This window comes from Streptomyces diacarni, from assembly GCF_003323715.1.
In the GTDB taxonomy this organism is placed as follows: domain Bacteria; phylum Actinomycetota; class Actinomycetes; order Streptomycetales; family Streptomycetaceae; genus Streptomyces; species Streptomyces diacarni.
Genome location: NZ_QOIN01000045.1, coordinates 160,718 through 185,491, shown reverse-complemented (window position 1 = coordinate 185,491; position 24,774 = coordinate 160,718). Strand labels below are relative to the sequence as shown.

The following is a 24,774-nucleotide window of genomic DNA, read 5'->3' as shown; positions in this document are numbered from 1 at the left end:
GTCCGGACACCTGGGGCGGACCTTCCGGCCGAACCCGGCCGGTCCGCCCCGCGCGGGACCGGCGGCTGCCGGAGGTGGCGTCGCCCCCGGCAGCCGAGGCGGACGGCCGGGCATCAGGCGGGCGCGACCTCGCGCAGCTGCCCCGCCGTCACGTCGAAGACGAAGCCGCGCACGTCGTCACGGTGCGGCAGGAACGGGGAGGTCCGCACCCGCTCGATCGACTGGCGCACGTCCTGGTCGAGGTCCTTGAAGGACTCGACGGCCCAGGAAGGGCGCTGCCCCACTTCCTGTTCCAGCTCGTGCCTGAAGTCCTCGGTCAGACCCAGCAGGCCGCATCCGGTGTGGTGGATGAGCACCACCGAGCGGGTGCCCAGCGCCCGCTGGCTGATGGTGAGGGAACGGATGGTGTCGTCGGTGACGACGCCGCCGGCGTTGCGGATGGTGTGGCAGTCGCCGAGCTCCAGGCCGAGCGCGGCGTGCAGGTCCAGCCGGGCGTCCATGCAGGCGACGACCGCGACCCGGCGCACGGGGCGCGCGTCCATGCCGGGGTCGGTGAAGCCGCTCGCGTACTTGCGGTTCGCCTCGACGAGCTGGTCCGTCGTCGAGGGGGCGGGCTCGGGTGACTGAGGGGCGGATATCGACATGTGTACGACGTTAGCCCGCCGCGGCGCGGGTGGCCTGCCCGGAGCCGGGTGAAAGAGGGAACGGTGCACCCGGTTGTGAGGTAATACACAGGCGGGAGCCCCGTCTCACCCGTCCGGCGGGCAACACGTCCACGGATCGGGTGTCAGCCCCTGTCGGGACGCGCCTGGTCCCGTAGTTGACCGAGGGGACGAGTGGACTAAAGTGACGCGAAGTGGGAGGCAAGAACGCTCCCCAAGGACCCCGATTCCCCTCGCGCCCGCGGGCGCGCACGTGCGGCTCGGCCTCCTCCCGCTCCCGGCCGCCGGCGTTTCACGGCGCTGCGGCCACTCCCCTTCGAGCGGGCGGGGACCAAGGAGCACGTGCACGGTGCCCGCCAGATCTGAGAGGGCACAGTGACCACCAACGAGCGTCCCGTGGGCGAACTGCACAATCCCGTGATGCTCCGGCGCACGCTGGACCTGCTCGCTCCCGCGCTGGCCGAGCCCGGCGCGACCGTCCTGGACTGCACCCTCGGTCTCGGTGGCCACAGCCAGGCCCTGCTGTCGACCTTCCCCGCTGCGCGTCTGATCGGCCTGGACCGGGACACCGCCGCGCTGGAACTGGCGGGCGAGCGCCTGGCCCCGTACGCCGACCGGGCGACGCTGGTGCACGCCGTCTACGACGAGCTGCCCGAGGTGCTGGAGCGCCTCGGCGTCCCCCGGATCCAGGGCGTCCTGTTCGATCTGGGGGTCTCCTCCCTCCAGCTGGACGAGGCGGAGCGGGGTTTCGCCTACGCGCAGGACGCGCCGCTGGACATGCGCATGGACCAGACGACGGGCCCTGGCGCCGCCGAGGTGCTCAACACCTACGCCCCCGGCGACCTGGTGCGCATCCTGCGTACCTACGGGGAGGAGAAGCAGGCCCGCCGCATCGTCGAGGCCATCGTGCGGGAGCGGGAGAAGGAGCCGTTCACGCGCAGCGCCCGGCTGGTCGAACTGATCCGCGACGCGCTGCCGCAGGCCGCCAAGCGCACCGGCGGCAACCCGGCCAAGCGCACCTTCCAGGCGCTGCGCATCGAGGTCAACGGAGAGCTGGCGGTGCTGGAGCGGGCGCTGCCGGCCGCGCTGGAAGCACTCGCGGTGGGCGGCCGTATGGTCGTGATGTCCTACCACTCGTTGGAGGACCGGCTGGTCAAACAGCTGTTCGTCGCGGGGGCCGCCAACACCGCCCCGCCGGGACTGCCCGTGGTGCCCGAGCAGTACCAGCCCCGGCTGCGCCTGCTGACCCGCGGCGCCGAGCAGGCCACCGACGAGGAGATCGCCGAGAACCGCCGGGCCGCCCCGGCCAGGCTCCGGGCCGTCCAGCGCATCAGGGAGGCCACGTGACCACCCGCACGAGCGACCCCCGGGGGGTGAGGTGACCGCACAGCAGCGCCTCGCGCGCCTGGCCAGACTGGTGCCCGCGGGCAGCGCACAGGCGGCCCGCACCCCCTTCGTCCTGCTGATCGTCCTGCTGCTGGGCAGCGGGCTGCTGGCCCTGCTGCTGCTGAACGCCTCCCTCAACAAGGGCTCTTTCAAGCTGTCGAAGCTGGAGAAGGAGACCGAGGAGCTGACGGACCGGCAACAGGCCCTCCAGCAGGAGGTGGACGGCTACTCCGCCCCCGACCATCTGGAGGACCGGGCCCGCGAACTCGGCCTGGTGCCCGGCGGCAACCCCGTCTTCCTGCGCCCCGACGGCACCGTGCTCGGCACCCCGGGCGGCGGCGAGGCCGGCGAAGCCGGCGCGGGGCAGGTGGGTCCGTGAGCGAGCGCCCCCGCGAACAGGGCCGCGGCACCGGGCAGGGCCCGCGCCGGGTTCCCCGCCCGAGCAGCAGGGAACCGGGCCGCACCCCCTCGTCCAGGACCTCCCCGGACCGCGACGCCGGATCGGGCCGGAGCGGATCGGCCCGTGGCGCTTCCGGCTCCGCTGGCTCCGCCGGCTCCGGCGCGGGTGCGGCCAGGGGCGCCCGCCCGGCCGCCGCGCGGCGCCCACCGCGTACCGGGGGCCGGCCCCCGCGGGGCGGCGGGACCGGTCCGTCCAAGACACTGCGGCTGGTGAACCCGCGCCCCCGGCTGCGGCTGGTCGCCGTCGCGCTGACCCTCGTCATGCTCGTCTTCACGGCCAGGCTGCTCCAGGTGCAGGCCGTGGACGCGGGCGCGTACGCGCAGAAGGCCGCCGTCAACCGGTACATCACCGTGCCGCTGGCGGCCGAGCGCGGCACCATCAGCGCGCGGGACGGCTCCGCGCTGGCGACCACCGTGGACGCCTACGACATCACCGCCGACCCGTTCCTGTTCACCCCGAAGCAGGCCAAGGCCGCCGACGCCCCCGAGCGTGCCGCCAAGATCCTGGCCCCGCTGCTGGACAAGAGCCCTGCCGAGCTGGTGAAGAAGCTCTCCAAGCCGGACACCCGCTACGTGCTGCTGGCCCGCCAGCAGACCCCGCAGACCTGGCGGAAGATCAAGAAGCTCAAACAGGAGCTCGCGGAGAAGGCGGCGGGCAAGGCCGGGGACGGGGGGCCCGGCGTGCTGGCGGGCGTCTACCAGGAGAAGCACGCCAAGCGCGTGTACCCGAACAAGAAGCTCGCCGCCTCCGTCCTCGGTTTCGTCAACCGGGAGGGCAAGGGCGGCGCCGGGGTCGAGGCGATGCTCAACCGGAAGCTCGCCGGCGACAACGGCAAGATCACCTACGCCCAGTCGGGCGGCCGCCAGGTCCCCACGGCCGGCGTCCGCGAGCAGGCGCCACGGCCGGGCGCCGACGTGGAGCTGACACTCGACCGCGACATCCAGTGGGCCGCCCAGGAGGCGATCCGCGACCAGGTGGCGAAGTCGCACGCGGACAGCGGGTACGTCATCGTCCAGGACACCCGCACGGGAGAGCTGCTGTCGATGGCAAGCGCACCGGTGTTCGACCCGAACGACATCGGCAGCGCCACGGTGGACTCCTTCGGCAACCCGGCAGTGCAGGACGCCTACGAGCCCGGCTCCACCAGCAAGGTCATGTCGATGGCGGCCGTGCTGGAGGAGGGGAAGGCCACTCCGCGTACCGCGGTCACCGTCCCCAACCGGCTCAAGCGCGCCGACCGCTCCTTCGCCGACGACATCGACCACCCCACCTGGCACCTGACGCTCAACGGCGTTCTGGCCAAGTCCAGCAACATCGGCACCATCCTGGCGACCGAGCAGCTGGGCGACACCCAGAAGCAGGCCAACAAGGTCCTCCACGGCTACCTGAGCAAGTTCGGCATCGGGCGCCCCACGGGGCTCGACTTCCCCGGCGGCACCAACGGCCTGCTGGAAAAGCCGGAGAACTGGAGCGCCTCCCAGCAGTACACGATCCCCTTCGGGCAGGGCCTGTCCCTCAACGCGGTGCAGGCCGCCTCCATCTACTCGACCATCGCCAACGGCGGCCAGCGGATCGAACCCAGCCTGATCCGCGGCACCACGGGCCCCGACGGGCGCTACCGGCCCGCCGAACCGCCCGCCAAGCGCCGTGTCGTCAGCGAGAAGACCGCCACGACCCTCTCCAGAATGCTGGAGTCCGTCGTCTCCGACATGGAGGGCACCGGCACCACGGCGAAGATCCCCGGCTACCGCGTCGCGGGCAAGACGGGTACGGCCAACCGGGTGGACCCCAAGACCGGCCGCTACCACGGCTACACCTCCTCCTTCGCCGGGTTCGCACCCGCCGACAAGCCCCGCATCACCGTCTACTGCGCCGTCCAGAACCCCAAGAAGGGCAGCTACTTCGGCAGCGACGTGTGCGGTCCCGTCTACAAGAAGGTCATGAAGTTCTCCCTCAAGACCCTCCAGATCCCCCCGACGGGGGCCAAGTCCGCGCGGCTTCCCGTGTCCGCGGAGAAGGACAAGAACGACTGAGCCATGCACCACGTGAGAACGATCACTGACAGCGAGTGCAACCCCCAGGTGGCCGAGGCGGCGCCGCGCCCCTCGCTTCGCGGCACCACCGCCCCGCCCGGTACGCTCACCGCCGTGCCACAAGCTGATCAGACCTCCCCCGAGTCCTACCCCGGGCCGCCCCGCCCCGCGCGGGTGGAGCCCGTGCCGCTCGCGGAGCTGGCCCGACTGCTGGACGCCGAAGCGCCGGACGCGGTCGTGACCGGGAGGGCGGACACCGACGTGTCCGCCACCGGCATCACCCACGACTCGCGCGCCGTGCGCCCCGGCGACGTCTACGCCGCACTGCCGGGCGCCCGGCTGCACGGCGCCGACTTCGTGGAGCAGGCGCGCAGCCTCGGCGCCGTCGCCGTGCTCACCGACCCGGGCGGCACGGCCCGCGCCGAGGCCACGGGGCTCGCGGTGCTGACGGTGCCCGACCCGCGCGGCCGTATGGGCGAACTGGCGGCCACCCTCTACGGCAAGCCAGGCGAGGACCTGCTGCAGATCGGCATCACCGGCACCTCGGGCAAGACGACGACCGCCTACCTGGTGGACGGCGGGCTGCGGAAGGCCGCGGAGAAGGGGCTGCCGGGCGCGGCGCGTCCCGCCCAGGGCGGCGGCGAGCTGACCGGTCTGATCGGCACCGTCGAGTCCCGCATCGGTGACGAGCGGATCAAGTCGGAGCGCACCACCCCCGAGGCGACCGATCTCCAGGCGCTGTTCGCGGTGATGCGGGAGCGCGGCGTGGGCGCGGTGGCCATGGAGGTCTCCAGCCATGCGCTCGTCCTCGGCCGGGTGGACGGCTGCGTCTTCGACATCGGGGTGTTCAACAACCTCAGCCCCGAGCATCTGGACTTCCATCCCGACATGGAGGACTACTTCCAGGCCAAGCGGCAGCTGTTCACGCCGCGCCGCTCGCGGGCCGCGGTGGTCAACTTCGACGACGAGTACGGCTTCCGGCTGCTGACCGAGCTGAAGGACGAGGGCTTCCCCGTCACCACCTTCTCCGCCGAGGGGCACCCCGACGCGGACTGGCGGGCCCAGGATGTGGCGCTCGGCCCGTTCGGCTCGACGTTCACGGCCGTCGGCCCCGAGGGGCAGCAGGTGTCCGCGGGCGTCCCGCTGGCAGGTCCCTTCAACGTGGCCAACGCGCTCGCGGCGCTGACCGCGCTGGTGGCCGCCGGCATCGACCCGCACACGGCCGCCGAGGGCATCAGGGAGGTGCCCGGCGTTCCGGGACGCCTCCAGCGGGTGGACGCGGGCCAGGACTACCTCGCGATCGTCGACTACGCGCACAAGCCCGACGCCGTCGAGTCGGTGCTCTACGCCGTCCGCAAGGTCACCGACGGCGCGGTGCACGCCGTCCTCGGCTGCGGTGGCGACCGCGACCCGCACAAGCGCCCCGCCATGGGCGCGGCCCTCGCCCGGCTGTCCGACACGGCCGTGCTCACCTCGGACAACCCCCGTACGGAGGACCCGCTGGCGATCCTGGCCACCATGCTCGGCGGCGCCGCCGAGGTCCCCGCGCACGAGCGCGGCACCGTGCTGCTGGAGGAGGACCGGGCCGCCGCCATCCGCGCGGCCGTGGCCCGCGCCGGCAGCGGCGATACCGTGCTCGTCCTGGGCAAGGGACACGAGCAGGGCCAGGACATCGCGGGCGTGGTGCGGCCCTTCGACGACACGCAGGTGCTCAGTGCGGCCATCGACGAGCGGGCCGCCGAGTGTGCCGCGGCCCCGCGGGCCCCCTCCGTTCCACGCAGCGATCCGTCCCCATCCGCCGAGACCCACCGGACAGACGACCAGAACCGATGATCCCCCTCTCCCTCGCTCAGATCGCCGCCCTCACCGGCGGACGGCAGCACGACATAACGGACCAGGACGCGTGGATCACCGGGCCCGTGGTGATCGACTCCCGCCAGGTGGGCCCCGGCGCCCTCTTCGCGGCGTTCCCCGGTGAGCGTGCCGACGGCCACGACTTCGCGGCGGCGGCCGTCGAAGCGGGCGCGCTCGCCGTGCTCGCCACCCGTCCCGTCGGTGTGCCCGCGATCGTCGTCGACGACGTCACTCGAGCCCTCGGTGCCCTCGCGCGGCACACCGTCCACACCCTCGGCGCCCAGGTGGTGGCGCTGACCGGGTCCAGCGGCAAGACCAGCACCAAGGACCTCATCGCCCAGCTGCTGTCGCGGCTGGGTCCCACGGTGTGGCCGGAGGGCTCCCAGAACAACGAGATCGGGCTGCCGCTCACGGCGCTGCGCGCCGAGGCGGACACCCGGCACCTGGTGCTGGAGATGGGCGCGCGCGGTATCGGGCACATCCGGTACCTCACCGAGCTGACACCGCCGCGGATCGGCGTCGTCCTCAACGTCGGCACCGCGCACATCGGTGAGTTCGGCGGCCGCGAGGCGATCGCCCAGGCCAAGGGCGAGCTGGTGGAGACGCTGCCCGGCGCGGACGACGGGGGAGTGGCGGTACTCAACGCCGACGACCCGTACGTGCGCGCGATGGCCGCGCGCACCGAGGCCCGCGTCCTGTACTTCGGCGAGGATCGCGAAGCGGACGTACGGGCGGAAAACGTGCGGTTGTCCCAGCGCGGTACCCCCGCTTTCACGCTTCACACACCCACCGGGTGCGGGGACGTGACGCTCCGCCTGTACGGTGAGCACCACGTGTCGAACGCGCTTGCCGCGGCCGCCGTCGCCCACCAACTGGGCATGCCCGCTGGAGACATCGCTGACGCGCTCTCCGCGGCGGGCACGCTCTCCCGGTGGCGGATGGAGGTCACAGAACGCGCCGACGGCGTCACGGTCGTCAACGACGCCTACAACGCCAACCCCGACTCCATGCGGGCCGCGCTGCGCGCGCTGACCGCCATGGGCCAGGCAACGAAGGCCCGGGGGGGCCGGACCTGGGCGGTGCTGGGCGAGATGGCCGAGCTCGGCGACGACTCGCTCGCCGAGCACGACGCGATCGGACGGCTCGCCGTCCGGCTCAACGTCAGCAAGCTCGTGGCAGTCGGAGGCCGGGAGGCCGCCTGGCTCGACATGGGTGCCAAGAACGAGGGTTCGTGGGGTGAGGAGTCGGTGCACGTGTCCGGCACTGAGGCGGCCGTCGACCTGTTGCGTGATCAACTGCGCGCGGGGGATGTCGTACTGGTGAAGGCCTCCAGGTCGGTGGGTCTGGAGAAGGTGGCGGCAGCCCTCCTGGAGGGAACGGCCGGTTCGGCGCACGAGGCCGGAGGCGCCGCCCGATGAGGCAGATCCTTATCTCCGGGGTCATCGGACTCTTCCTGTCCCTGGTCGGGACCCCGCTGCTGATCAAGCTGCTCGCCTCGCGAGGCTACGGCCAGTTCATCCGCGACGACGGCCCGCAGAACCACCACAGCAAGCGCGGCACCCCCACGATGGGCGGCATCGCCTTCATCCTGGCGACGCTGCTCGCCTACGTGCTCACCAAGCTGGTCACCGGCGCACCGCCGTCCTTCTCCGGCGTGCTGGTGCTCTTCCTGTTCGCGGGGATGGGCCTGGTCGGCTTCCTGGACGACTACATCAAGATCGTCAAGCAGCGGAGCCTGGGCCTGCGCGCCAAGGCGAAGATGGCCGGGCAGCTCATCGTCGGTATCGCCTTCGCCGCCCTCGCCCTCAGCTTCGAGAACGCGCGCGAGCTCACCCCCGCCTCCACCAAGCTCTCCTTCACCCAGGACTTCGGCTGGGCACTGCCGCCCGTGCTGTTCGTCGTCTGGGCGCTGTTCATGATCCTGGCGATGTCCAACGGCGTGAACCTCACCGACGGTCTCGACGGCCTGGCCACCGGCGCCTCGGTGATGGTCTTCGGCGCTTATGTGTTCATCTGCGTGTGGGAGTACCAGGAGTCCTGCGCGCACATCGCCACCGCGGGCCCCGGCTGTTACGAGGTACGGGATCCGCTCGACCTCGCCGTCGTCGCCGCCGCGCTGATGGGCGCCTGCTTCGGCTTCCTGTGGTGGAACACCTCCCCGGCGAAGATCTTCATGGGTGACACCGGCTCCCTGGCGCTGGGCGGCGCGCTCGCCGGCCTGGCCATCTGCTCGCGCACCGAACTGCTGCTGGCCATCCTCGGCGGGCTGTTCGTGCTCATCACCATGTCCGTCGTCATCCAGGTCGGCTCCTTCAGGCTGACCGGCAAGCGCGTCTTCAAGATGGCGCCGCTCCAGCACCACTTCGAACTCAAGGGGTGGTCCGAGGTCCTTGTGGTGGTGCGGTTCTGGATCATCCAGGGCATGTGCGCCATCGTCGGCGTCGGCATCTTCTACGCGGGCTGGGCGGCCAGCAAGTGACCTCACGGAGTGGCGAGCGCGTGACCTCCACCAGCACGGCGGATACGACCGCACTGTCGCAGGAGCTGTCCGGCAAGCACGCGGTCGTGGCCGGGCTCGGCGTCAGCGGCATGCCCGCGGCCAAGGCGCTGCACCGCCTCGGCGCCCGCGTCACGGCGGTCAACGGCGGCGACGGCGAGGGGCCGCGCCGGCAGGCCGCCGAGCTGGAGGCCCTCGGCATCGCCGTGCGGCTCGGCGACGACCGCACCCTGCCGAAGGGCACGGACCTGGTCGTCACCACGCCGGGGTTCAAGCCCACCAGCCCCCTCTTCGCGGCGGCGGCCGAGGCGGGCGTCCCGGTGTGGGGCGACGTGGAGCTGGCCTGGCGGCTGCGCGGGCCCGGCAGCGCGCCGTGGCTCGCGGTCACCGGCACCAACGGCAAGACCACCACCGTGCAGATGCTGGCCGCCGTCCTGCGCGCCGCCGGGCTGCGCACGGCCGCGGTCGGCAACATCGGCGTCTCCCTCATCGACGCGGTGCTGGGCGTGGAGCCCTACGAAGGGCTCGACGTGCTCGCCGTCGAGCTGTCCAGCTACCAGCTCCACTGGGCCCCCAGCCTGCGCCCGCACTCCGCCGCCGTGCTCAACCTCGCCCCCGACCACCTCGACTGGCACGGCTCGATGGAGGCGTACGCCGCCGCCAAGGGCCGCATCTACGAGGGCAACCAGGTCGCCTGCGTCTACAACGCCGACGACGCCGACGCCAAGCCGCGCACCGAGGACCTGGTGCGCGAGGCCGACGTGGCCGAGGGCGCCCGCGCCATCGGCTTCACGCTCGGTACGCCCGCGCCCTCGCAACTGGGTGTGGTCGAGGGGGTGCTCGTCGACCGGGCCTTCGTCGACAACCGGCAGCACCAGGCGCAGGAGCTGGCCGAGGTCGGCGACGTCAATCCTCCGGCCCCGCACAACATCGCCAACGCGCTCGCGGCCGCCGCGCTCGCCCGCGCCTTCGGCGTGCCGCCCTCGGCCGTCCGCGACGGGCTGCGCGCCTTCAGCCCCGACGCGCACCGCATCACGCACGTCGCCGACGTGGACGGGGTGGCCTACGTCGACGACTCCAAGGCGACCAACACCCACGCCACGGAGGCCTCGCTGGCCGCCTACGACCCGATCGTGTGGATCGCGGGCGGGCTGGCCAAGGGCGCGACCTTCGACGAGCTGGTGGCCAGGTCGGCTCCGCGGCTGCGCGGTGTGGTCCTCATCGGCGCCGACCGGCAGCTGATCAGGCAAGCCCTGGCGCGACACGCCCCCGATGTGCCGGTCACCGACGTGGACCGCACCGACACTGGGGCGATGGCTTCGGCCGTCCGCGAGGCGAGAGCGCTGGCACGCCAGGGGGATACCGTACTGCTGGCTCCCGCGTGCGCGTCGATGGACATGTTCGTCAACTACAACGCCCGCGGCGACGCGTTCGCCGAGGCGGTCCGCGCACTGGCCGCCGAAGGCCGCAGCGAGCAGTAACCCCGCGCCCCGTCGGCCGTGGACGCGGGGGAGACGGAGGGGATACGGATGACGGCGCGATCCGCCAAACCGCCCACACCCCGGCGCACGAGCACCCGTCCCGCGCCCCCGCGTGAGTCGGGGCGCCCCCGGGCGACTGCGGGCACCACCGCGCCCCAGCGCCTGTTCCTGCGCGCCAAGCGCGCCTGGGACCGGCCCCTGACCGCGTACTACCTGATCCTGGGCGGCAGCCTGATCCTCACCGTCCTCGGACTGGTGATGGTCTTCTCCGCCTCCCAGATCCAGGCCCTCCAGTCCGGGCTCGCCTCCACCTACTACTTCCGCAAACAACTCGTGGCCGCCGCACTCGGCGCGGTGCTGCTGCTGGCCGCCGCCCGGATGCCGCTGCGGCTGCACCGGGCGCTGGCCTACCCGCTGCTCGCCGGCTCCGTCTTCCTGATGTGCCTCGTCCAGGTGCCCGGCATCGGACAGACCGTCAACGGGAACCGGAACTGGATCTACCTGGGCGGCCCCTTCCAGGCCCAGCCCAGCGAGTTCGCCAAGCTGGCGCTCGTCCTGTGGGGCGCCGACCTGCTGGCACGCAAGGGCGAGAAGAAGATGCTCGCCCAGTGGAAACACCTGCTCGTCCCCCTGGTGCCCGTCGGCCTGCTGCTCCTCGCGCTCATCATGCTCGGCGGCGACATGGGCACCGCCATCATCCTGGCCGCCGTACTGTTCGGACTGCTGTGGCTGGCCGGGGCGCCCACCCGGCTGTTCACCGGGGTGCTCGCCGCGGCCGTCACCGCCGGCGCGTTCCTCATCGTCTCCAGCCCCAACCGGATGTCCCGCCTCGGCTGCATCGCCGCCACCGAACCGGGCCGCGACGACCAGTGCTGGCAGGCCGTGCACGGTATCTACGCGCTGGCCTCGGGCGGCTGGTTCGGTTCCGGACTCGGTGCGAGTATGGAAAAATGGGGCCAACTCCCCGAACCGCACACCGACTTCATCTTCGCCGTGACCGGGGAGGAACTCGGACTGGCGGGGACGCTGTCGGTACTCGCTCTGTTCGCGGCTCTAGGCTATGCGGGTATCCGCGTGGCCGGACGCTCGGAGGAACCCTTCGTGAGGTACGCCGCGGGAGGCGTGACAACGTGGATCACCGCCCAGGCGGTGATCAACATCGGTGCGGTGCTCGGCCTGCTGCCGATCGCCGGCGTCCCCCTCCCGCTGTTCTCCTACGGTGGGTCCGCCCTGCTGCCGACGATGTTCGCCGTCGGGCTGCTGATCGCCTTCGCGCGCAGCGACCCGGCGGCACGTGTGGCGCTGGCCGTGCGACAGCCCGCTCTGCGGCTGCGCACGGGAGGAGGGCCAGGGGTGCTACGTCCGGGGGCCACCTACGGGCGGAGGAGTAAGAAGACGATGAGACGGCGCGCCACCCGGCCGCCGTCCGGAGAGCGGTGAAACAGCGTGCACGTCGTACTCGCCGGTGGGGGGACCGCCGGCCACATCGAGCCCGCGCTCGCCCTCGCGGACGCCCTGCGCAGGCAGGACCCGACCGTGGGGATTACAGCCCTCGGTACGGAGCGCGGACTGGAGACGCGGCTCGTGCCCGAGCGCGGCTACGCGCTCGAGTTGATCCCGGCGGTTCCGCTGCCGCGCAAACCCACACCCGAGCTGATCACCGTGCCAGGACGGCTGCGCGGGACCATCAAGGCGGCCGAGCAGATCCTGGAGCGCAACAAGGCCGACTGCGTCGTCGGCTTCGGCGGCTACGTCGCCCTTCCCGGATATCTGGCGGCCAAGCGCGCCGGCGTGCCCATCGTCGTCCACGAGGCCAACGCGCGCCCCGGGCTCGCCAACAAGATCGGCTCCCGGTACGCGCACGGCGTCGCCGTCTCCACCCCCGACAGCAAGCTGCGCGGCGCGCGGTACGTCGGCATCCCGCTGCGCCGCTCCATCGCGACGCTCAACCGGGCGGCGCTGCGCGCCGAGGCGCGCGCCGCGTTCGGGCTCTCCCCCAACCTGCCCACGCTGCTGGTGTCCGGCGGCTCGCAGGGCGCGCGGCGGCTCAACGAGGTCGTCCAGCAGGTCGTTCCGCATCTCCAGCGAGCCGGTGTGCAGATCCTGCACGCCGTCGGCCCGAAGAACGAGCTCCCCCACGTGGAGCAGATGCCCGGAATGCCGCCCTATCTGCCGGTACCGTATGTGGACCGGATGGACCTCGCGTACGCCGCGGCCGACATGATGCTCTGCCGCGCGGGCGCGATGACCGTGGCGGAACTCTCGGCCGTCGGGCTCCCCGCCGCCTACGTCCCGCTGCCCATCGGCAACGGCGAACAGCGGCTCAACGCCCAGCCGGTCGTCAAGGCCGGCGGCGGACTCCTCGTCGACGACGCGGAACTGACACCGGAGTGGATCCAGGGCAACGTGCTCCCGGTCCTCACCGACCCGCAGCAGCTCACCGCCATGTCGCGCGCCGCAGCCGAGTTCGGCCGTCCGGACGCCGACGAACTCCTCGTCGGCATGGTGTACGAGGCGATCGCCTCGCGCCGCGAGGGCTGATCCCCGCGCGGCGCGGCGGCGGCGACTCGCCGACAACGCAGAAAGCAGGGTGGTCCGGCGTGGTCAGAGCTGCGAGAACCGCCAAGGCTGCCCAGGCGGAGCAGGCGAGCGGCAGGGCCGAAGCGGCGGCGGCGCGGCCACGGGCGCGGACCGCCGAGGCCGAGGGCGGGCGCGCCGGCGCCCGCCTCGCGCCCGGCGCCCGAGTGCGCGGCGCCCGCGCCTCCGGTTCGGGTTCCGGTTCCGGGCCGGAATCCGGGCACGGTGAGCAGCCGCAGGGACCGCTGCGCCGGACCGGGTTGGGGGCACGCGTACCGCGTCGCCGCACCCTCGTCCTCGCCCTCGCGCTCGCGCTGCCGCTCGGCGGGTTCGGCACCTGGGTGCTCTACGGCTCCCCGTGGCTGCGCGCCGAGAGCGTCTCCGTCGACGGCACCCGGGCCCTGACCCGCTCCGAGGTCACCCACGCGGCGGCGGTCCCACTCGGGGAGCCGCTCATCTCCGTCGACAAGGGCGCGGTGCGGCAACGCGTCCGCGCCGCGCTGCCGCGCGTGCGCGAGGTGGTCGCCGAGCGGGACTGGCCGCACGGCATCACCGTCACCGTCACCGAAAGACGGCCCGAACTCGTCATGGAGAACGCGGGAAAGTACGTCGAGGTGGACGCCGAAGGCGTGCGATTCGCCACAGACGACAAGCCACCGAAAGGCGTTCCGCTTCTCGCGGTGGAACCGAAGAAGGAAGCCGCCGAGAGGTACTTCTCCGCCCGGCGGCTGCGGAAGGAGGCGGCGCGGGTCGCCACTTCCCTGCCCGACGCCGTCCAGGACGCCACCCGGCTGGTAAGAGTCCGCTCATACGACGACATCACCGTCGAACTGACCGAGGACCGCACCGTGCGGTGGGGCAGCGCCGAACGCGGCAAGGCGAAGGCCGCCGCGCTGACCGCCCTGCTGAAGGCGGCGAAGGACGCCACCCACTTCGACGTCACGGTGCCCAGTGCCCCCGCCGCCTCGGGCGGTTGAACCGCGCCGATCCACCCGCCGTGGTACGGGCGGCACAACCCCCGTGTACCCCCGGCCGGGTTCGGCGAACGGCTGGAGTCGCCACGCTCGTGGCCGCGTCAGTTGACCGGCGGCACCCGGCTTGTCCAGGCTGAACCCACATCGGTCGGCGGCTTGGTCAGTTGACTGACATAGCCGCTGGTGAGCACCCTGGATGGCTACTGCAAGGCCTGATCACATAGGGTGAAAAGAAAAACGGGAGGTTCGGCGTGTTCGTTGAACACCCAGCACTTGTCGACTTAGTGTCCGTTGCGAAGAGTCCAAGTAAGACAGGCACTGGTAACCCTAAACTTCACGCTTAGGGTTCGGGTCGGCGTTCGGACCGCCCCACAGGGATACGTAACTCGAGGCGAGAGGCCTTCGACGTGGCAGCACCGCAGAACTACCTCGCAGTCATCAAGGTCGTCGGAATCGGCGGCGGTGGCGTGAACGCCATCAACCGGATGATCGAGGTCGGTCTCAAGGGCGTCGAGTTCATCGCGATCAACACTGACGCGCAAGCCCTGTTGATGAGCGACGCCGACGTCAAGCTCGACGTGGGCCGCGAGCTGACTCGCGGCCTCGGCGCCGGCGCCAACCCGGACGTCGGCCGCAAGGCGGCCGAGGACCACCGCGAGGAGATCGAGGAGGTCCTCAAGGGGGCCGACATGGTCTTCGTGACCGCGGGCGAGGGCGGTGGCACCGGCACGGGCGGCGCGCCCGTCGTGGCGAACATCGCCCGCTCGCTCGGCGCCCTCACCATCGGCGTCGTCACCCGCCCCTTCACCTTCGAGGGCCGCCGCCGCGCCAACCAGGCCGAGGACGGCATCGCCGGGCTGCGCGACGAGGTCGACACGCTGATCGTCATTCCGAACGACCGGCTGCTGTCCATCTCCGACCGCCAGGTGAGCGTGCTGGACGCGTTCAAGTCGGCGGACCAGGTGCTGCTCTCGGGTGTCCAGGGCATCACCGACCTGATCACCACTCCGGGCCTGATCAACCTCGACTTCGCCGACGTCAAGTCCGTGATGTCCGAGGCGGGGTCGGCCCTGATGGGGATCGGCTCGGCGCGCGGGGACGACCGTGCGGTGGCCGCGGCGGAGATGGCGATCTCCTCGCCGCTGCTGGAGGCCTCCATCGACGGGGCGCGCGGGGTGCTGCTGTCCATCTCGGGTGGCTCGGACCTCGGGCTGTTCGAGATCAACGAGGCCGCGCAGTTGGTGAGCGAGGCCGCGCACCCCGAGGCGAACATCATCTTCGGCGCCGTCATCGACGACGCACTCGGCGACGAGGTGCGGGTCACCGTCATCGCCGCCGGCTTCGACGGCGGTCAGCCGCCCTCCAAGAAGGGCGAGAAGGCGCTCGGTTCCTCCTCCTCGTCGTCTTCCTCGCAGCCCGCGTACAAGGAGGAGTCGCCGTCCCCTAGCAGTGATCCGGAGCCGGAGCGCCCCGCCTTCGGCGGCCTCGGCTCGGTGACGCCGCGTGAGGAGGAGGACTCGATCCCCTCCCGCAGGGAGCCCTCGCCGGTGGGTGAGGTGCCGCCGCCTCCGCCCACCACGCCGCAGGTGCCGCCGGCCCGTCCGTACCACGACAGCCAGGCCGAGGAACTGGACGTGCCGGACTTCCTGAAGTGACGCGAGTGGCGAAGTGATGCGAGTGCCGAAGTGATATCCGCACAAGAGAACGTCAGCGGCGCGCACTTCGCCTCCACCGACAGGTGGGGCGGGGTGAGCGCCGCTCCGTATGAGGAGCTGAACCTCGGCGGCGCGGTCGGTGACGACCCCGGAGCGGTACGCACCAACCGGGAGCGGGCCGCGCGGGCGCTCGGTCTGTCGCCCGACGAGGTGGTGTGGATGCGTCAGGTGCACGGGCGCGACGTCGCGGTCGTTGAGGCGCCGTTCGGTGGTCACGCGCCGGAGGTCGACGGCGTCGTGACGGCGCGCAGGGGGCTCGCGCTCGCCGTCCTCACCGCCGACTGCACCCCCGTGCTGCTGGCCGACCCGGTTGCCGGGGTCGTGGGTGCGGCGCACGCGGGGCGGCCGGGTGTGCTGTCCGGTGTGACGGGCGCGACGGTGGACGCCATGGTCGGGCTCGGTGCCGAGCCGCACCGCATCGTGGCCCGCACGGGCCCCGCGGTGTGCGGCGGCTGCTACGAGGTGCCCGCGTGGATGCGCGAGGAGGTCGCGGCGGCCGTTCCCGAGGCGTACGCGACGACGCGGTGGGGCACACCGGCCGTGGACATGGCGGCCGGGGTGCGGGCGCAGCTCGCCCGTGCGGGTGTCACGCAGGGGGAACTCTCGTCCGTGTGCACCCTCGAATCGGGTGATCACTTCTCGTACCGGCGGGACAAGACGACGGGACGGCTTGCGAGTTATGTCTGGATCGAGGCGAACTGAGTAGTGACGGCAGGAATGACCGCGGCGTCCTTCGGTGCTGACGGGGGAGCGCGCAAGGCCGAGCTCGCCGCCAACCTCGCCCGGGTGGAGGAGCGCATCGCGCGCGCCTGTGACACCGCGGGGCGCGGGCGCGAGGAGGTCACCCTCGTCGTCGTCACCAAGACCTACCCCGCCTCGGACGTGCGGCTGCTGGCCGAGCTCGGCGTCCGTGACGTCGCCGAGAACCGCGACCAGGAGGCCGCGCCGAAGGCCGCCGCGTGTGCGGACACGGCGCTGCGCTGGCACTTCGTCGGCCAGCTCCAGACGAACAAGGCCCGTTCTGTGGCCGGTTACGCCGAGCGCGTCCACTCCGTCGACCGGCTGCGGCTCGTCACCGCGCTCTCGAACGCCGCGACGCGCGCCGAACGCGAGATCGGGTGCGCGGTGCAGGTCGCCTTCGACGCCGAGGCGGGTTCCGTCGGGGAGCGCGGCGGTGCGGCACCCGACGGTGTGACGGATCTCGCGGAGGCGATCGGGGCCGCCCAAGGGCTGCGGCTCGACGGAGTGATGACGGTCGCGCCGCTTTCCGGGCCGCTCGCCGGGCGGCCGCAGGAGGCGTTCGCGCAGCTGAGGGAAATCTCAACCGGCCTGCGTACGGCGCATCCTGCTGCGACGATGGTCTCGGCAGGGATGAGTTCGGATCTCGAAGAGGCGGTGCGTGCGGGTGCGACACATGTGCGCGTCGGCAGCGCGGTACTCGGTCGGCGCCCCCCGCTCCGGTAACGTCGCCAAACGAGTTGGGCCACAGCAGAATATATGGTCATTTCCGCCGGAAAAGACCGGTCGGAGAGGCTGCGTGGATCATCCCAGGGCCACCGGTGACGGGGGCTGCGTCGATGGAGTCGATCCACCACAGAGCGGAGGACGCAGAGAATGGCCGGCGCGATGCGCAAGATGGCGGTCTACCTCGGCCTCGTGGAGGACGATGGGTACGACAGCCGGGGCTTCGACCCCGACGACGAGTTCGAGCCCGAACCCGAGCCCGAACGCGACCGTCGACGGTACGAGTCGGAAGAGTCACATCATTCCCTTCAAAAGACCGAACCGGACGAACCGGTACGGGTCGTTCACCCGCCGGCGCAGCGGGAACGGGAGACGGAGCCGACTCCGGCAGTTGCCGCCGAAAGTGGACGAGCGGGGAGAATCGCCCCGGTGTCATCCATCACACCTGAACGCCAGAACGTCGAGAAGAGTGCCCCGGTGATCATGCCCAAGGTCGTGTCCGAGCGAGAGCCGTACCGGATCACCACGTTGCATCCCCGGACCTACAACGAAGCCCGTACCATCGGGGAACACTTCCGTGAAGGCACTCCGGTGATCATGAATCTGACGGAGATGGACGACACCGACGCGAAGCGACTTGTCGACTTTGCGGCTGGTCTGGTCTTCGGCCTGCACGGCAGTATCGAGCGAGTGACGCAGAAGGTGTTCCTGCTGTCTCCTGCTAACGTCGATGTCACGGCGGAGGACAAGGCCCGCATCGCAGAGGGCGGGTTCTTCAACCAGAGCTGAGACAGGCAGAGTCCGGAAACGGTCGGCAGGACCGCACAGAGCACCCCCAGGGGAGAGGGACGCGCAGATGAGAACCGCTTTGGGCGTGGTCCAAATCGTGCTGTGGGTCTACCTACTCGTGTTGATCTTCCGACTGGTGATGGACTACGTCTTCCAGTTCGCCCGCTCTTGGCAACCCGGCAAGGCGATGGTGGTCGTTCTGGAGGCCACCTACACTGTCACCGATCCGCCACTCAAGCTATTGCGGCGGTTCATCCCCCCGCTGCGCTTCGGGGGCGTAGCGCTAGACCTGTCCTTCTTCGTGCTCATGATCATCGTCTACATCCTGATCAGCGTCGTGGGCTGGGTGTGAACGATCGGAATGGTCTTGCCGGTATGCCGACGACTTACGTTGAGGTGAAGAGATGCCCCTGACCCCCGAGGACGTGCGGAACAAACAGTTCACGACCGTCCGTCTGCGTGAAGGCTATGACGAGGACGAGGTCGATGCCTTCCTCGATGAGGTCGAAGCCGAACTGACCCGCCTGTTGCGGGAGAACGAGGACCTGCGCGCCAAGCTGGCAGCAGCCACGCGCGCGGCCGCGCAGAACCAGCAACAGGGCGGTATGCGAAAGCCTCCTGAACCTCAGGACAGGCAGCCGCAGCAAGGTGGGGCGCCTGTGCCCGCCGCCATATCCGGACCGCAGCCCGTCCCGCCCCAGCAGCAGGGCATGGGCGGTCCGCCGCAGCTTCCCGGCGCGCAGGCGCAGCTCCCCGCGGGCCCCGGTGGCCCGGGTGGGCACGGCGGTCCCGGTGGTCCGGGCCCGCAGGGCGGCCCGATGGGTCCCGGTGGCCCGGGGCCGCAGCAGGGCGGTCCGATGGGCCCCGGCGGTCCGCAGGGCGGCCCGCAGATGCCCGGTGGCCCGGGCGGTCCCGGCGGCCCGGGTGGTCCCGGCGGTCCCGGCGGCCAGAACAACGACAGCGCCGCGCGCGTGCTGTCGCTGGCGCAGCAGACCGCCGACCAGGCGATCGCGGAGGCCCGTTCCGAGGCCAACAAGATCGTCGGTGAGGCCCGCAGCCGCGCCGAGGGCCTGGAGCGGGACGCCCGCGCCAAGGCCGACGCGCTGGAGCGGGACGCGCAGGAGAAGCACCGCGTGGCGATGGGCTCCCTGGAGTCCGCGCGCGCCACGCTGGAGCGCAAGGTCGAGGACCTGCGCGGCTTCGAACGCGAGTACCGCACGCGGCTGAAGTCGTACCTGGAGAGCCAGCTGCGTCAGCTGGAGAACCAGGCCGACGACTCGCTGGCCCCCCCGCGGACGCCCGCGACCGCCTCGCTGCCCGCGCCCACGCCCTCCATGGCGACGGCCGGTGCCGGCGGCCCCTCCGGGGGACCCGCGGGTGGTGGCGGTTCCATGGGCGGCCACCAGCCGATGGGTGCCAACGGGCACTCCATGGGCGGCCACGGTGGCCCGGGTGCGGGCTCGCACCACACCCAGGGCGGAGCCGGGCAGTCGTACGGCGGGCAGCAGCAGATGTCGCCCGCGATGACGCAGCCGATGGCGCCGGTCCGCCCGCAGGGCGGTCCCCAGGCGGCGCAGGCCCCCTCGCCGATGCGGGGCTTCCTCATCGACGAGGACGACAGCTGACGCGCTGACCGTCCTTCAACGGGCCGGGCCCGAGAGCACCTCGCTCTCGGGCCCGGCCCGTTTTCGTCCCCTGCCCCCGCCCCCAGTTCCGGGAAAGGGCGGGGGCAGGGGGAAGCCCGCTACGCCTTGCGCAGCCGGAACGTGAGGGACAGGGCCTCGTCCTCGAAGGAGGGGCCCTCCAGCTCGGTGGGGTCGCCCTGGGCGAACTCCGTGGCCAGGACTTCCTCGGCGATCAGGAAGGTGTGCTCGGCCAGGGCGCGGGACACCTCCTCGTCGGCGGACTGCCACCGCAGCTCGATGCGGTCGGCCACGTCGAGCCCGGAGTTCTTGCGGGCCTCCTGGATGAGCCGGATGGCGTCCCGGGCCAGGCCCGTGCGGCGCAGCTCCGGGCTGATCTCCAGATCGAGCGCGACCGTGGCGCCTGTGTCGGACGCCACCGACCAGCCTTCCCGCGGGGTTTCGGTGATGATGACCTCTTCGGGGCTGAGCGCGACCATCGCGCCGTCGACCTCCACCGTGGCGTTGCCCTCCCGCAGCGCCACGGACAGCGCCGCCGCGTCGGCGCCCGCGATGGCCTGGGCGACGGCCTGGGTGTCCTTGCCGAAGCGGCGGCCCAGCGCCCGGAAGTTGGCCTTGGCGGAGGTGTCGACGAGGGAGCCGCCGACCTCGGAGAGCGAGGCCAGCTGTTCGACGTTGAGCTCTTCGGTGATCTGCGTCCGCATCTCGGGGGAGAGCGTCTCGAACCCCTGCGCGGCGATGAGGGCGCGGGAGAGGGGCTGGCGGGTCTTGACGCCGGACTCGGCGCGGGACGCCCGGCCGAGCTCGACCAGGCGCCGGACCAGCAGCATGTCCTGGGACAGCTCGGGGTCGATGCGGCTCAGGTCGGCCTGGGGCCAGGCGGACAGGTGTACGGAGTCGGGGGCGCCGGGGGTGACGGGGACGATGAGGTCCTGCCAGACCCGTTCGGTGATGAACGGGGTGAGGGGCGCCATCAGCTGGGTGACCGTCTCGACGACCTCGTGCAGGGTGCGCAGCGCGGCCGGGTCGCCCTGCCAGAAGCGGCGGCGGGAGCGGCGCACGTACCAGTTGGACAGGTCGTCGACGAAGGTGGACAGCAGCTTGCCGGCGCGCTGCGTGTCGTAGCCGTCCATGGCGAGTGTGACCTGGTCGATCAGGGCGTGCAGTTCGCTCAGCAGCCACCGGTCGAGCAGGGGGCGCTCGTGCGGCGCGGGGTCGGACTCGGCGGGCGCCCAGCCGCTGGTGCGCGCGTACAGCGCCTGGAAGGCGACGGTGTTCCAGTAGGTCAGCAGGGTCTTGCGGACGACCTCCTGGATGGTGCCGTGGCCGACCCGGCGCGCGGCCCAGGGGGAGCCGCCGGCGGCCATGAACCAGCGCACCGCGTCGGCGCCGTGCTGGTCCATGAGCGGGATGGGCTCCAGGATGTTGCCCAGGTGCTTGGACATCTTGCGGCCGTCCTCGGCGAGGATGTGGCCCAGGCAGACGACGTTCTCGTAGGACGACTTGTCGAAGACGAGGGTGCCGACGGCCATCAGCGTGTAGAACCAGCCGCGGGTCTGGTCGATGGCCTCGGAGATGAACTGCGCCGGGTAGCGCTTCTCGAACAGCTCCTTGTTCTTGTAGGGGTAGCCCCACTGCGCGAAGGGCATCGACCCCGAGTCGTACCAGGCGTCGATGACCTCGGGGACGCGGGTGGCCTGCCGGCCGCAGCCCTCGGTGGGGCAGGCGAAGGTGACGGCGTCGATGTAGGGGCGGTGCGGGTCCAGGCCCGACTGGTCGGTGCCGGACAGGTCGCTCAGCTCGGCCAGCGAGCCGACGCAGGTGAAGTGGCCCTCCTCGCAGCGCCAGACGGGCAGCGGGGTGCCCCAGTAGCGGTTGCGCGAGAGCGCCCAGTCCACGTTGTTGTCCAGCCAGTCGCCGAAGCGGCCGTGCTTGACGGACTCGGGGAACCAGTTGGTCGCCTCGTTCTCCCGCAGGAGGGCTTCCTTGATCTGGGTGGTGCGGATGTACCAGGACGGCTGGGGGTAGTAGATGAGCGCCGTGTGGCAGCGCCAGCAGTGCGGATAGCTGTGCTCGTAGGCGACGTGGCGGAAGAGGATGCCGCGCGCGTCCATGTCCGCGACCAGCGCCTCGTCGGCCTTCTTGAAGAACTGTCCGCCGATCAGGTCCAGCTCGGGCTCGAAGGTGCCGTCGGCGCGGACGGGCACGACCGGCTCGATGCCGTTGGCGCGCGCCACCCGGAAGTCGTCCTCGCCGAAGGGCGCCAGGTGCACCATGCCGGTGCCGTCCTCGGTGGTGACGTAGGTGTCGTTGACGACGAAGTGCGCTTCGGGGATGTCGATGAGGTCGAACGGGCGCCGGTAGTGCCAGCCGTTCATCTCGCGACCCGTGTAGCGCTGGCCCGTGATGTGCCAGTCCTCGCCCAGGGCGGAGGTCAGCAGCGGCTCGGCGACGACGATCTTGTCGGTGCCGTTGGAGGCGACCACGTAGGTGACGTCGGGGTGGGCGGCGACCGCGAGGTTGGACACCAGGGTCCACGGCGTGGTCGTCCACACCATCAGGGAGGCCTCGCCGGCCAGCGGCCCCGAGGTCAGCGGCAGCGTCACGTAGACCGAGGGGTCCACGACGGTCTCGTAGCCCTGGGCCAGCTCGTGGTCCGAGAGGCCGGTGCCGCAGCGGGGGCACCAGGGGGCGACCCGGTGGTCCTGGACCAGCAGCCCCTTCTCGAAGATCTGTTTGAGCGACCACCACACCGACTCGATGTACTCGGGGCTCATCGTGCGGTAGGCGTCGTCCAGGTCGACCCAGTAGCCCATCCGGGTCGTCAGCTCGGCGAAGGCGTCGGTGTGCCGGGTGACCGACTCGCGGCACTTGGCGTTGAAGGCGGCGATGCCGAAGTTCTCGATGTCCTGCTTGCCGTTGAAGCCCAGCTCCTTCTCCACGGCCAGCTCGACGGGCAGCCCGTGGCAGTCCCAGCCGGCCTTGCGGGCCACGTGGTAGCCGCGCATGGTGCGGAAGCGGGGGAAGACGTCCTTGAAGACGCGGGCCTCGATGTGGTGCGCGCCCGGCATGCCGTTCGCGGTGGGCGGGCCCTCGTAGAAGACCCACTCGGGGCGGCCCTCGGACCTCTCGAGGCTGCGGGCGAACACCTTGCTCTCGCTCCAGAAGTCGAGCACGGCCCGCTCCAGCGCGGGCAGGTCGACCTGGGCGGGCACCTGGTTGTACTGCATCGTCGGGTCTTCTTCCTCCGGCGGACATCCAGAAGGCGGGTGCGCCTTCATTACCGTCGGAGGGACGAGCGCGCTGCCTTGCGGCGGCGAACCCGCGGTACCACCCTCCTTGGCGGCGGGCCGGTGCGGCCCTCCGCCCCCTCATTGGGGCAGCGCTGCCGGGTCTACTCGCTCCCGGAGGGTGTCCGTGGAGCTTTCTTCCGGCGGCTCCGGGGTGATCTTCACGCCGCGCTCGCCTCCGGGCTCCCACCGTCCCCGGATCGCTTGGGGCTGCCTACGGGGTTACTCGTCCCCTTCATCGCCTCACGCCGCCCCCAGTGTACGGGGCTCCGCGCGGGGCGGTGGAGCGGTTTTCGACCGGCCGGGCGGGGCACAACGGATGCAGACCGGCGTGCCCCGTTGCCGTGCGCTTGAAGTCGATTTATCGTTCCGGTCACGTTTCGCGAGCAAGATCACAAAATGTGAAGGGGTCGCGGTCATGGTGGCGGAGGAGAGGGCCGCGAAGAAGGTGGCGAAGAAGGCGGCGGCGAAGAAAGCCACGAAAAAGGCGGCGGCCAAGAAGGTTCCCGGCGGGGAGGCGGGGGAAAAGAAGACGGCGGCCAGGAAGGCGGGGGTGAAGAAGGCACCGGCGAAGGCTCCGGCGAAGAAGGCCGCGGCGAAGAAGGCCGCGGGGGAACGGCCCGCGGCCTCCGAGGCCGCGGCGGAAGTGACAGCGGCCGACGCGGCCGCGGACCGGTCGGGCGACGCTCACCAGGCGCCCGCGGGACAGGCCGCGCAGAACACGACGGGAGCTGAGACGGTGGCTGCGAAGAAGACGTCCAAGGCGCAGGCCGAGGCGGTGCCCTCGGCGCGGACCGGCACAGGGTCCGCCGCCCCCGGGGAGCTGCCCGTCCGCCCGGGCGAGGACCCCTGGTCCCCCGAAGAGGTCGAGGAGGCGCGCTCCGGGCTGCGCGAGGAGGTGTCCCGCCTCAAGCACGAGATCGCCTCGGCGGAGGAGGCGCTCAACGGGCTGATGCGCGACTCGGGTGACGGCGCGGGCGACGACGACGCCGACACCGGCACCAAGAACATCACCCGCGAGCACGAGATGGCGCTGGCCGCCAACGCCCGCGAGATGCTGTACCAGACCGAGCGGGCCCTGGAGCGGCTGGACGCGGGCACCTACGGCCTGTGCGAGAACTGCGGCAAGCCGATCGGCAAGGCCAGGATGCAGGCGTTCCCCAGGGCGACGCTGTGCGTGGAGTGCAAGCAGAAGCAGGAGCGCCGCTGACCGCCGATGACCCGAGCCGGGCCCGGGTGTCGTACCCTCAAGGCGTGACTGAGGTGGACCGGACCGGCGAGGGCCCCGACGACCGCGCGGCCGGTGTGGCCGAGGACGACGCACAGCGGGGTGACGAACAGCAGGGCGACGGGCAGCGGGCTGACGCACAGCAGGGTGACGAACGGCAGGGCGAGGGCGAGGAGTCGCCCGCGCCCGCCAGGGGCAGGCGCCGGATCGCCGTGCTGGTCGCGGTGGCGGCGCTCGCCCTCGTGCTGGACCTGGTCAGCAAGCTGGTGGTGGTCGCCGAGCTGGAGAACCACGCGCCGGTCGAGGTGTTCGGCTCCTGGCTCCAGCTCAACGTCATCCGCAACGCCGGCGCGGCGTTCGGCGTGGGCGAGGCGCTGACGATCGTGCTGACGGCCATCGCGACGACCGTCGTCGTCGTGATCGCCCGCCTCGCGCGCAAGCTCTACAGCACCCCGTGGGCCATCGCGCTGGGGCTGCTGCTGGGCGGCGCCTGCGGCAACCTGACGGACCGGATCTTCCGCGCGCCCGGCGTCTTCCAGGGCGCCGTGGTGGACTTCATCGCCCCCAAGCACTTCGCGGTCTTCAACCTCGCCGACTCGGCCATCGTCTGCGGCGGCATCCTGATCGTGCTGCTCTCCTTCCGCGGCCTCGACCCGGACGGCACCGTCCACCGCGACTGACCCGCCGCCGTCCCCGGGCCCCCTGCTTTCCCGCGTTCCCG

Annotated in this window: 20 protein-coding genes; 18 read left to right on the top strand and 2 right to left on the bottom strand. The window is 71.7% G+C overall.

Annotation, left to right across the window (positions count from 1 at the left end; translation table 11 throughout):
- Nucleotides 1-113: 113 nt before the first annotated feature.
- Nucleotides 114-644 carry a beta-class carbonic anhydrase gene (locus DTL70_RS16705; protein ID WP_114022731.1) on the bottom strand — a complete coding sequence of 177 codons (531 nt, stop codon included), beginning with the start codon at nt 642-644 and terminating at the stop codon, nt 114-116.
- Nucleotides 645-1,082: 438 nt separating this feature from the next.
- On the opposite strand from DTL70_RS16705, the gene rsmH reads away from it, so the two are divergent.
- From rsmH to DTL70_RS16625, 16 genes are all read left to right on the top strand, one after another.
- Nucleotides 1,083-2,009, top strand: a complete 927-nt coding sequence (rsmH, locus tag DTL70_RS16700; protein ID WP_114022801.1) for a 16S rRNA (cytosine(1402)-N(4))-methyltransferase RsmH — start codon at nt 1,083-1,085, stop codon at nt 2,007-2,009.
- Between the two features lie 31 nt (nt 2,010-2,040).
- The gene (ftsL, locus tag DTL70_RS16695; RefSeq protein WP_114022730.1) at nt 2,041-2,427 is read left to right on the top strand and encodes a cell division protein FtsL; all 387 of its coding nucleotides are present in this window, start codon (nt 2,041-2,043) and stop codon (nt 2,425-2,427) included.
- Nucleotides 2,424-4,541 carry a peptidoglycan D,D-transpeptidase FtsI family protein gene (locus DTL70_RS16690; protein ID WP_245979413.1) on the top strand — a complete coding sequence of 706 codons (2,118 nt, stop codon included), beginning with the start codon at nt 2,424-2,426 and terminating at the stop codon, nt 4,539-4,541. Before ftsL ends, DTL70_RS16690 begins: the two co-directional genes overlap by 4 nt.
- Nucleotides 4,542-4,553: 12 nt before the next feature.
- Entirely contained in the window at nt 4,554-6,374 is a 1,821-nt protein-coding gene (locus DTL70_RS16685; RefSeq protein ID WP_425470371.1) for a UDP-N-acetylmuramoyl-L-alanyl-D-glutamate--2,6-diaminopimelate ligase, read from the top strand.
- Entirely contained in the window at nt 6,371-7,813 is a 1,443-nt protein-coding gene (locus DTL70_RS16680) for a UDP-N-acetylmuramoyl-tripeptide--D-alanyl-D-alanine ligase (RefSeq protein WP_114022728.1), read from the top strand. Before DTL70_RS16685 ends, DTL70_RS16680 begins: the two co-directional genes overlap by 4 nt.
- The gene (gene mraY, locus DTL70_RS16675; RefSeq protein ID WP_114022727.1) at nt 7,810-8,874 is read left to right on the top strand and encodes a phospho-N-acetylmuramoyl-pentapeptide-transferase; all 1,065 of its coding nucleotides are present in this window, start codon (nt 7,810-7,812) and stop codon (nt 8,872-8,874) included. The genes DTL70_RS16680 and mraY overlap by 4 nt, the downstream gene beginning before the upstream one ends.
- A 110-nt stretch (nt 8,875-8,984) precedes the next feature.
- Nucleotides 8,985-10,373, top strand: a complete 1,389-nt coding sequence (gene murD / locus DTL70_RS16670) for a UDP-N-acetylmuramoyl-L-alanine--D-glutamate ligase (RefSeq protein ID WP_425470375.1) — start codon at nt 8,985-8,987, stop codon at nt 10,371-10,373.
- Nucleotides 10,374-10,421: 48 nt separating this feature from the next.
- Complete coding sequence (gene ftsW, locus DTL70_RS16665; protein WP_114022725.1) at nt 10,422-11,813, top strand: putative lipid II flippase FtsW; 1,392 nt, start codon at nt 10,422-10,424, stop codon at nt 11,811-11,813.
- 6 nt (nt 11,814-11,819) lie between these two features.
- Nucleotides 11,820-12,914, top strand: coding sequence for an undecaprenyldiphospho-muramoylpentapeptide beta-N-acetylglucosaminyltransferase (murG, locus tag DTL70_RS16660; RefSeq protein ID WP_114017175.1), 1,095 nt, complete (start codon nt 11,820-11,822; stop codon nt 12,912-12,914).
- 281 nt (nt 12,915-13,195) lie between these two features.
- Complete coding sequence (locus tag DTL70_RS16655; RefSeq protein WP_425470374.1) at nt 13,196-13,927, top strand: cell division protein FtsQ/DivIB; 732 nt, start codon at nt 13,196-13,198, stop codon at nt 13,925-13,927.
- Between the two features lie 404 nt (nt 13,928-14,331).
- The gene (gene ftsZ / locus DTL70_RS16650; protein WP_114022723.1) at nt 14,332-15,579 is read left to right on the top strand and encodes a cell division protein FtsZ; all 1,248 of its coding nucleotides are present in this window, start codon (nt 14,332-14,334) and stop codon (nt 15,577-15,579) included.
- 30 nt (nt 15,580-15,609) lie between these two features.
- Nucleotides 15,610-16,341 carry a peptidoglycan editing factor PgeF gene (pgeF, locus tag DTL70_RS16645; RefSeq protein WP_114022722.1) on the top strand — a complete coding sequence of 244 codons (732 nt, stop codon included), beginning with the start codon at nt 15,610-15,612 and terminating at the stop codon, nt 16,339-16,341.
- Between the two features lie 15 nt (nt 16,342-16,356).
- Entirely contained in the window at nt 16,357-17,103 is a 747-nt protein-coding gene (locus DTL70_RS16640; RefSeq protein WP_114022721.1) for a YggS family pyridoxal phosphate-dependent enzyme, read from the top strand.
- A 150-nt stretch (nt 17,104-17,253) separates the two neighbouring features.
- Nucleotides 17,254-17,892, top strand: a complete 639-nt coding sequence (locus DTL70_RS16635; protein ID WP_114022720.1) for a cell division protein SepF — start codon at nt 17,254-17,256, stop codon at nt 17,890-17,892.
- 67 nt (nt 17,893-17,959) lie between these two features.
- On the top strand, nt 17,960-18,244 hold the full coding sequence (locus DTL70_RS16630) for a YggT family protein (RefSeq protein WP_114022719.1): 285 nt from the start codon (nt 17,960-17,962) through the stop codon (nt 18,242-18,244).
- Nucleotides 18,245-18,296: 52 nt separating this feature from the next.
- On the top strand, nt 18,297-19,517 hold the full coding sequence (locus tag DTL70_RS16625; protein ID WP_114022718.1) for a DivIVA domain-containing protein: 1,221 nt from the start codon (nt 18,297-18,299) through the stop codon (nt 19,515-19,517).
- 119 nt (nt 19,518-19,636) lie between these two features.
- Here DTL70_RS16625 and ileS read toward each other — a convergent pair whose 3' ends face one another.
- The gene (gene ileS / locus DTL70_RS16620; protein ID WP_114022717.1) at nt 19,637-22,765 is read right to left on the bottom strand and encodes an isoleucine--tRNA ligase; all 3,129 of its coding nucleotides are present in this window, start codon (nt 22,763-22,765) and stop codon (nt 19,637-19,639) included.
- A 478-nt stretch (nt 22,766-23,243) separates the two neighbouring features.
- Between ileS and DTL70_RS16615 the strand changes: the two genes are divergently transcribed.
- Both DTL70_RS16615 and lspA read left to right on the top strand, forming a co-directional pair.
- Nucleotides 23,244-24,035: a TraR/DksA family transcriptional regulator gene (locus DTL70_RS16615; RefSeq protein WP_114022716.1), complete on the top strand. Its 792-nt coding sequence runs from the start codon at nt 23,244-23,246 to the stop codon at nt 24,033-24,035.
- A gap of 53 nt (nt 24,036-24,088) precedes the next feature.
- Nucleotides 24,089-24,733 (top strand): signal peptidase II, encoded by a 645-nt coding sequence (gene lspA / locus DTL70_RS16610; protein WP_181860956.1) that lies wholly within the window; start codon nt 24,089-24,091, stop codon nt 24,731-24,733.
- Nucleotides 24,734-24,774: the final 41 nt, after the last annotated feature.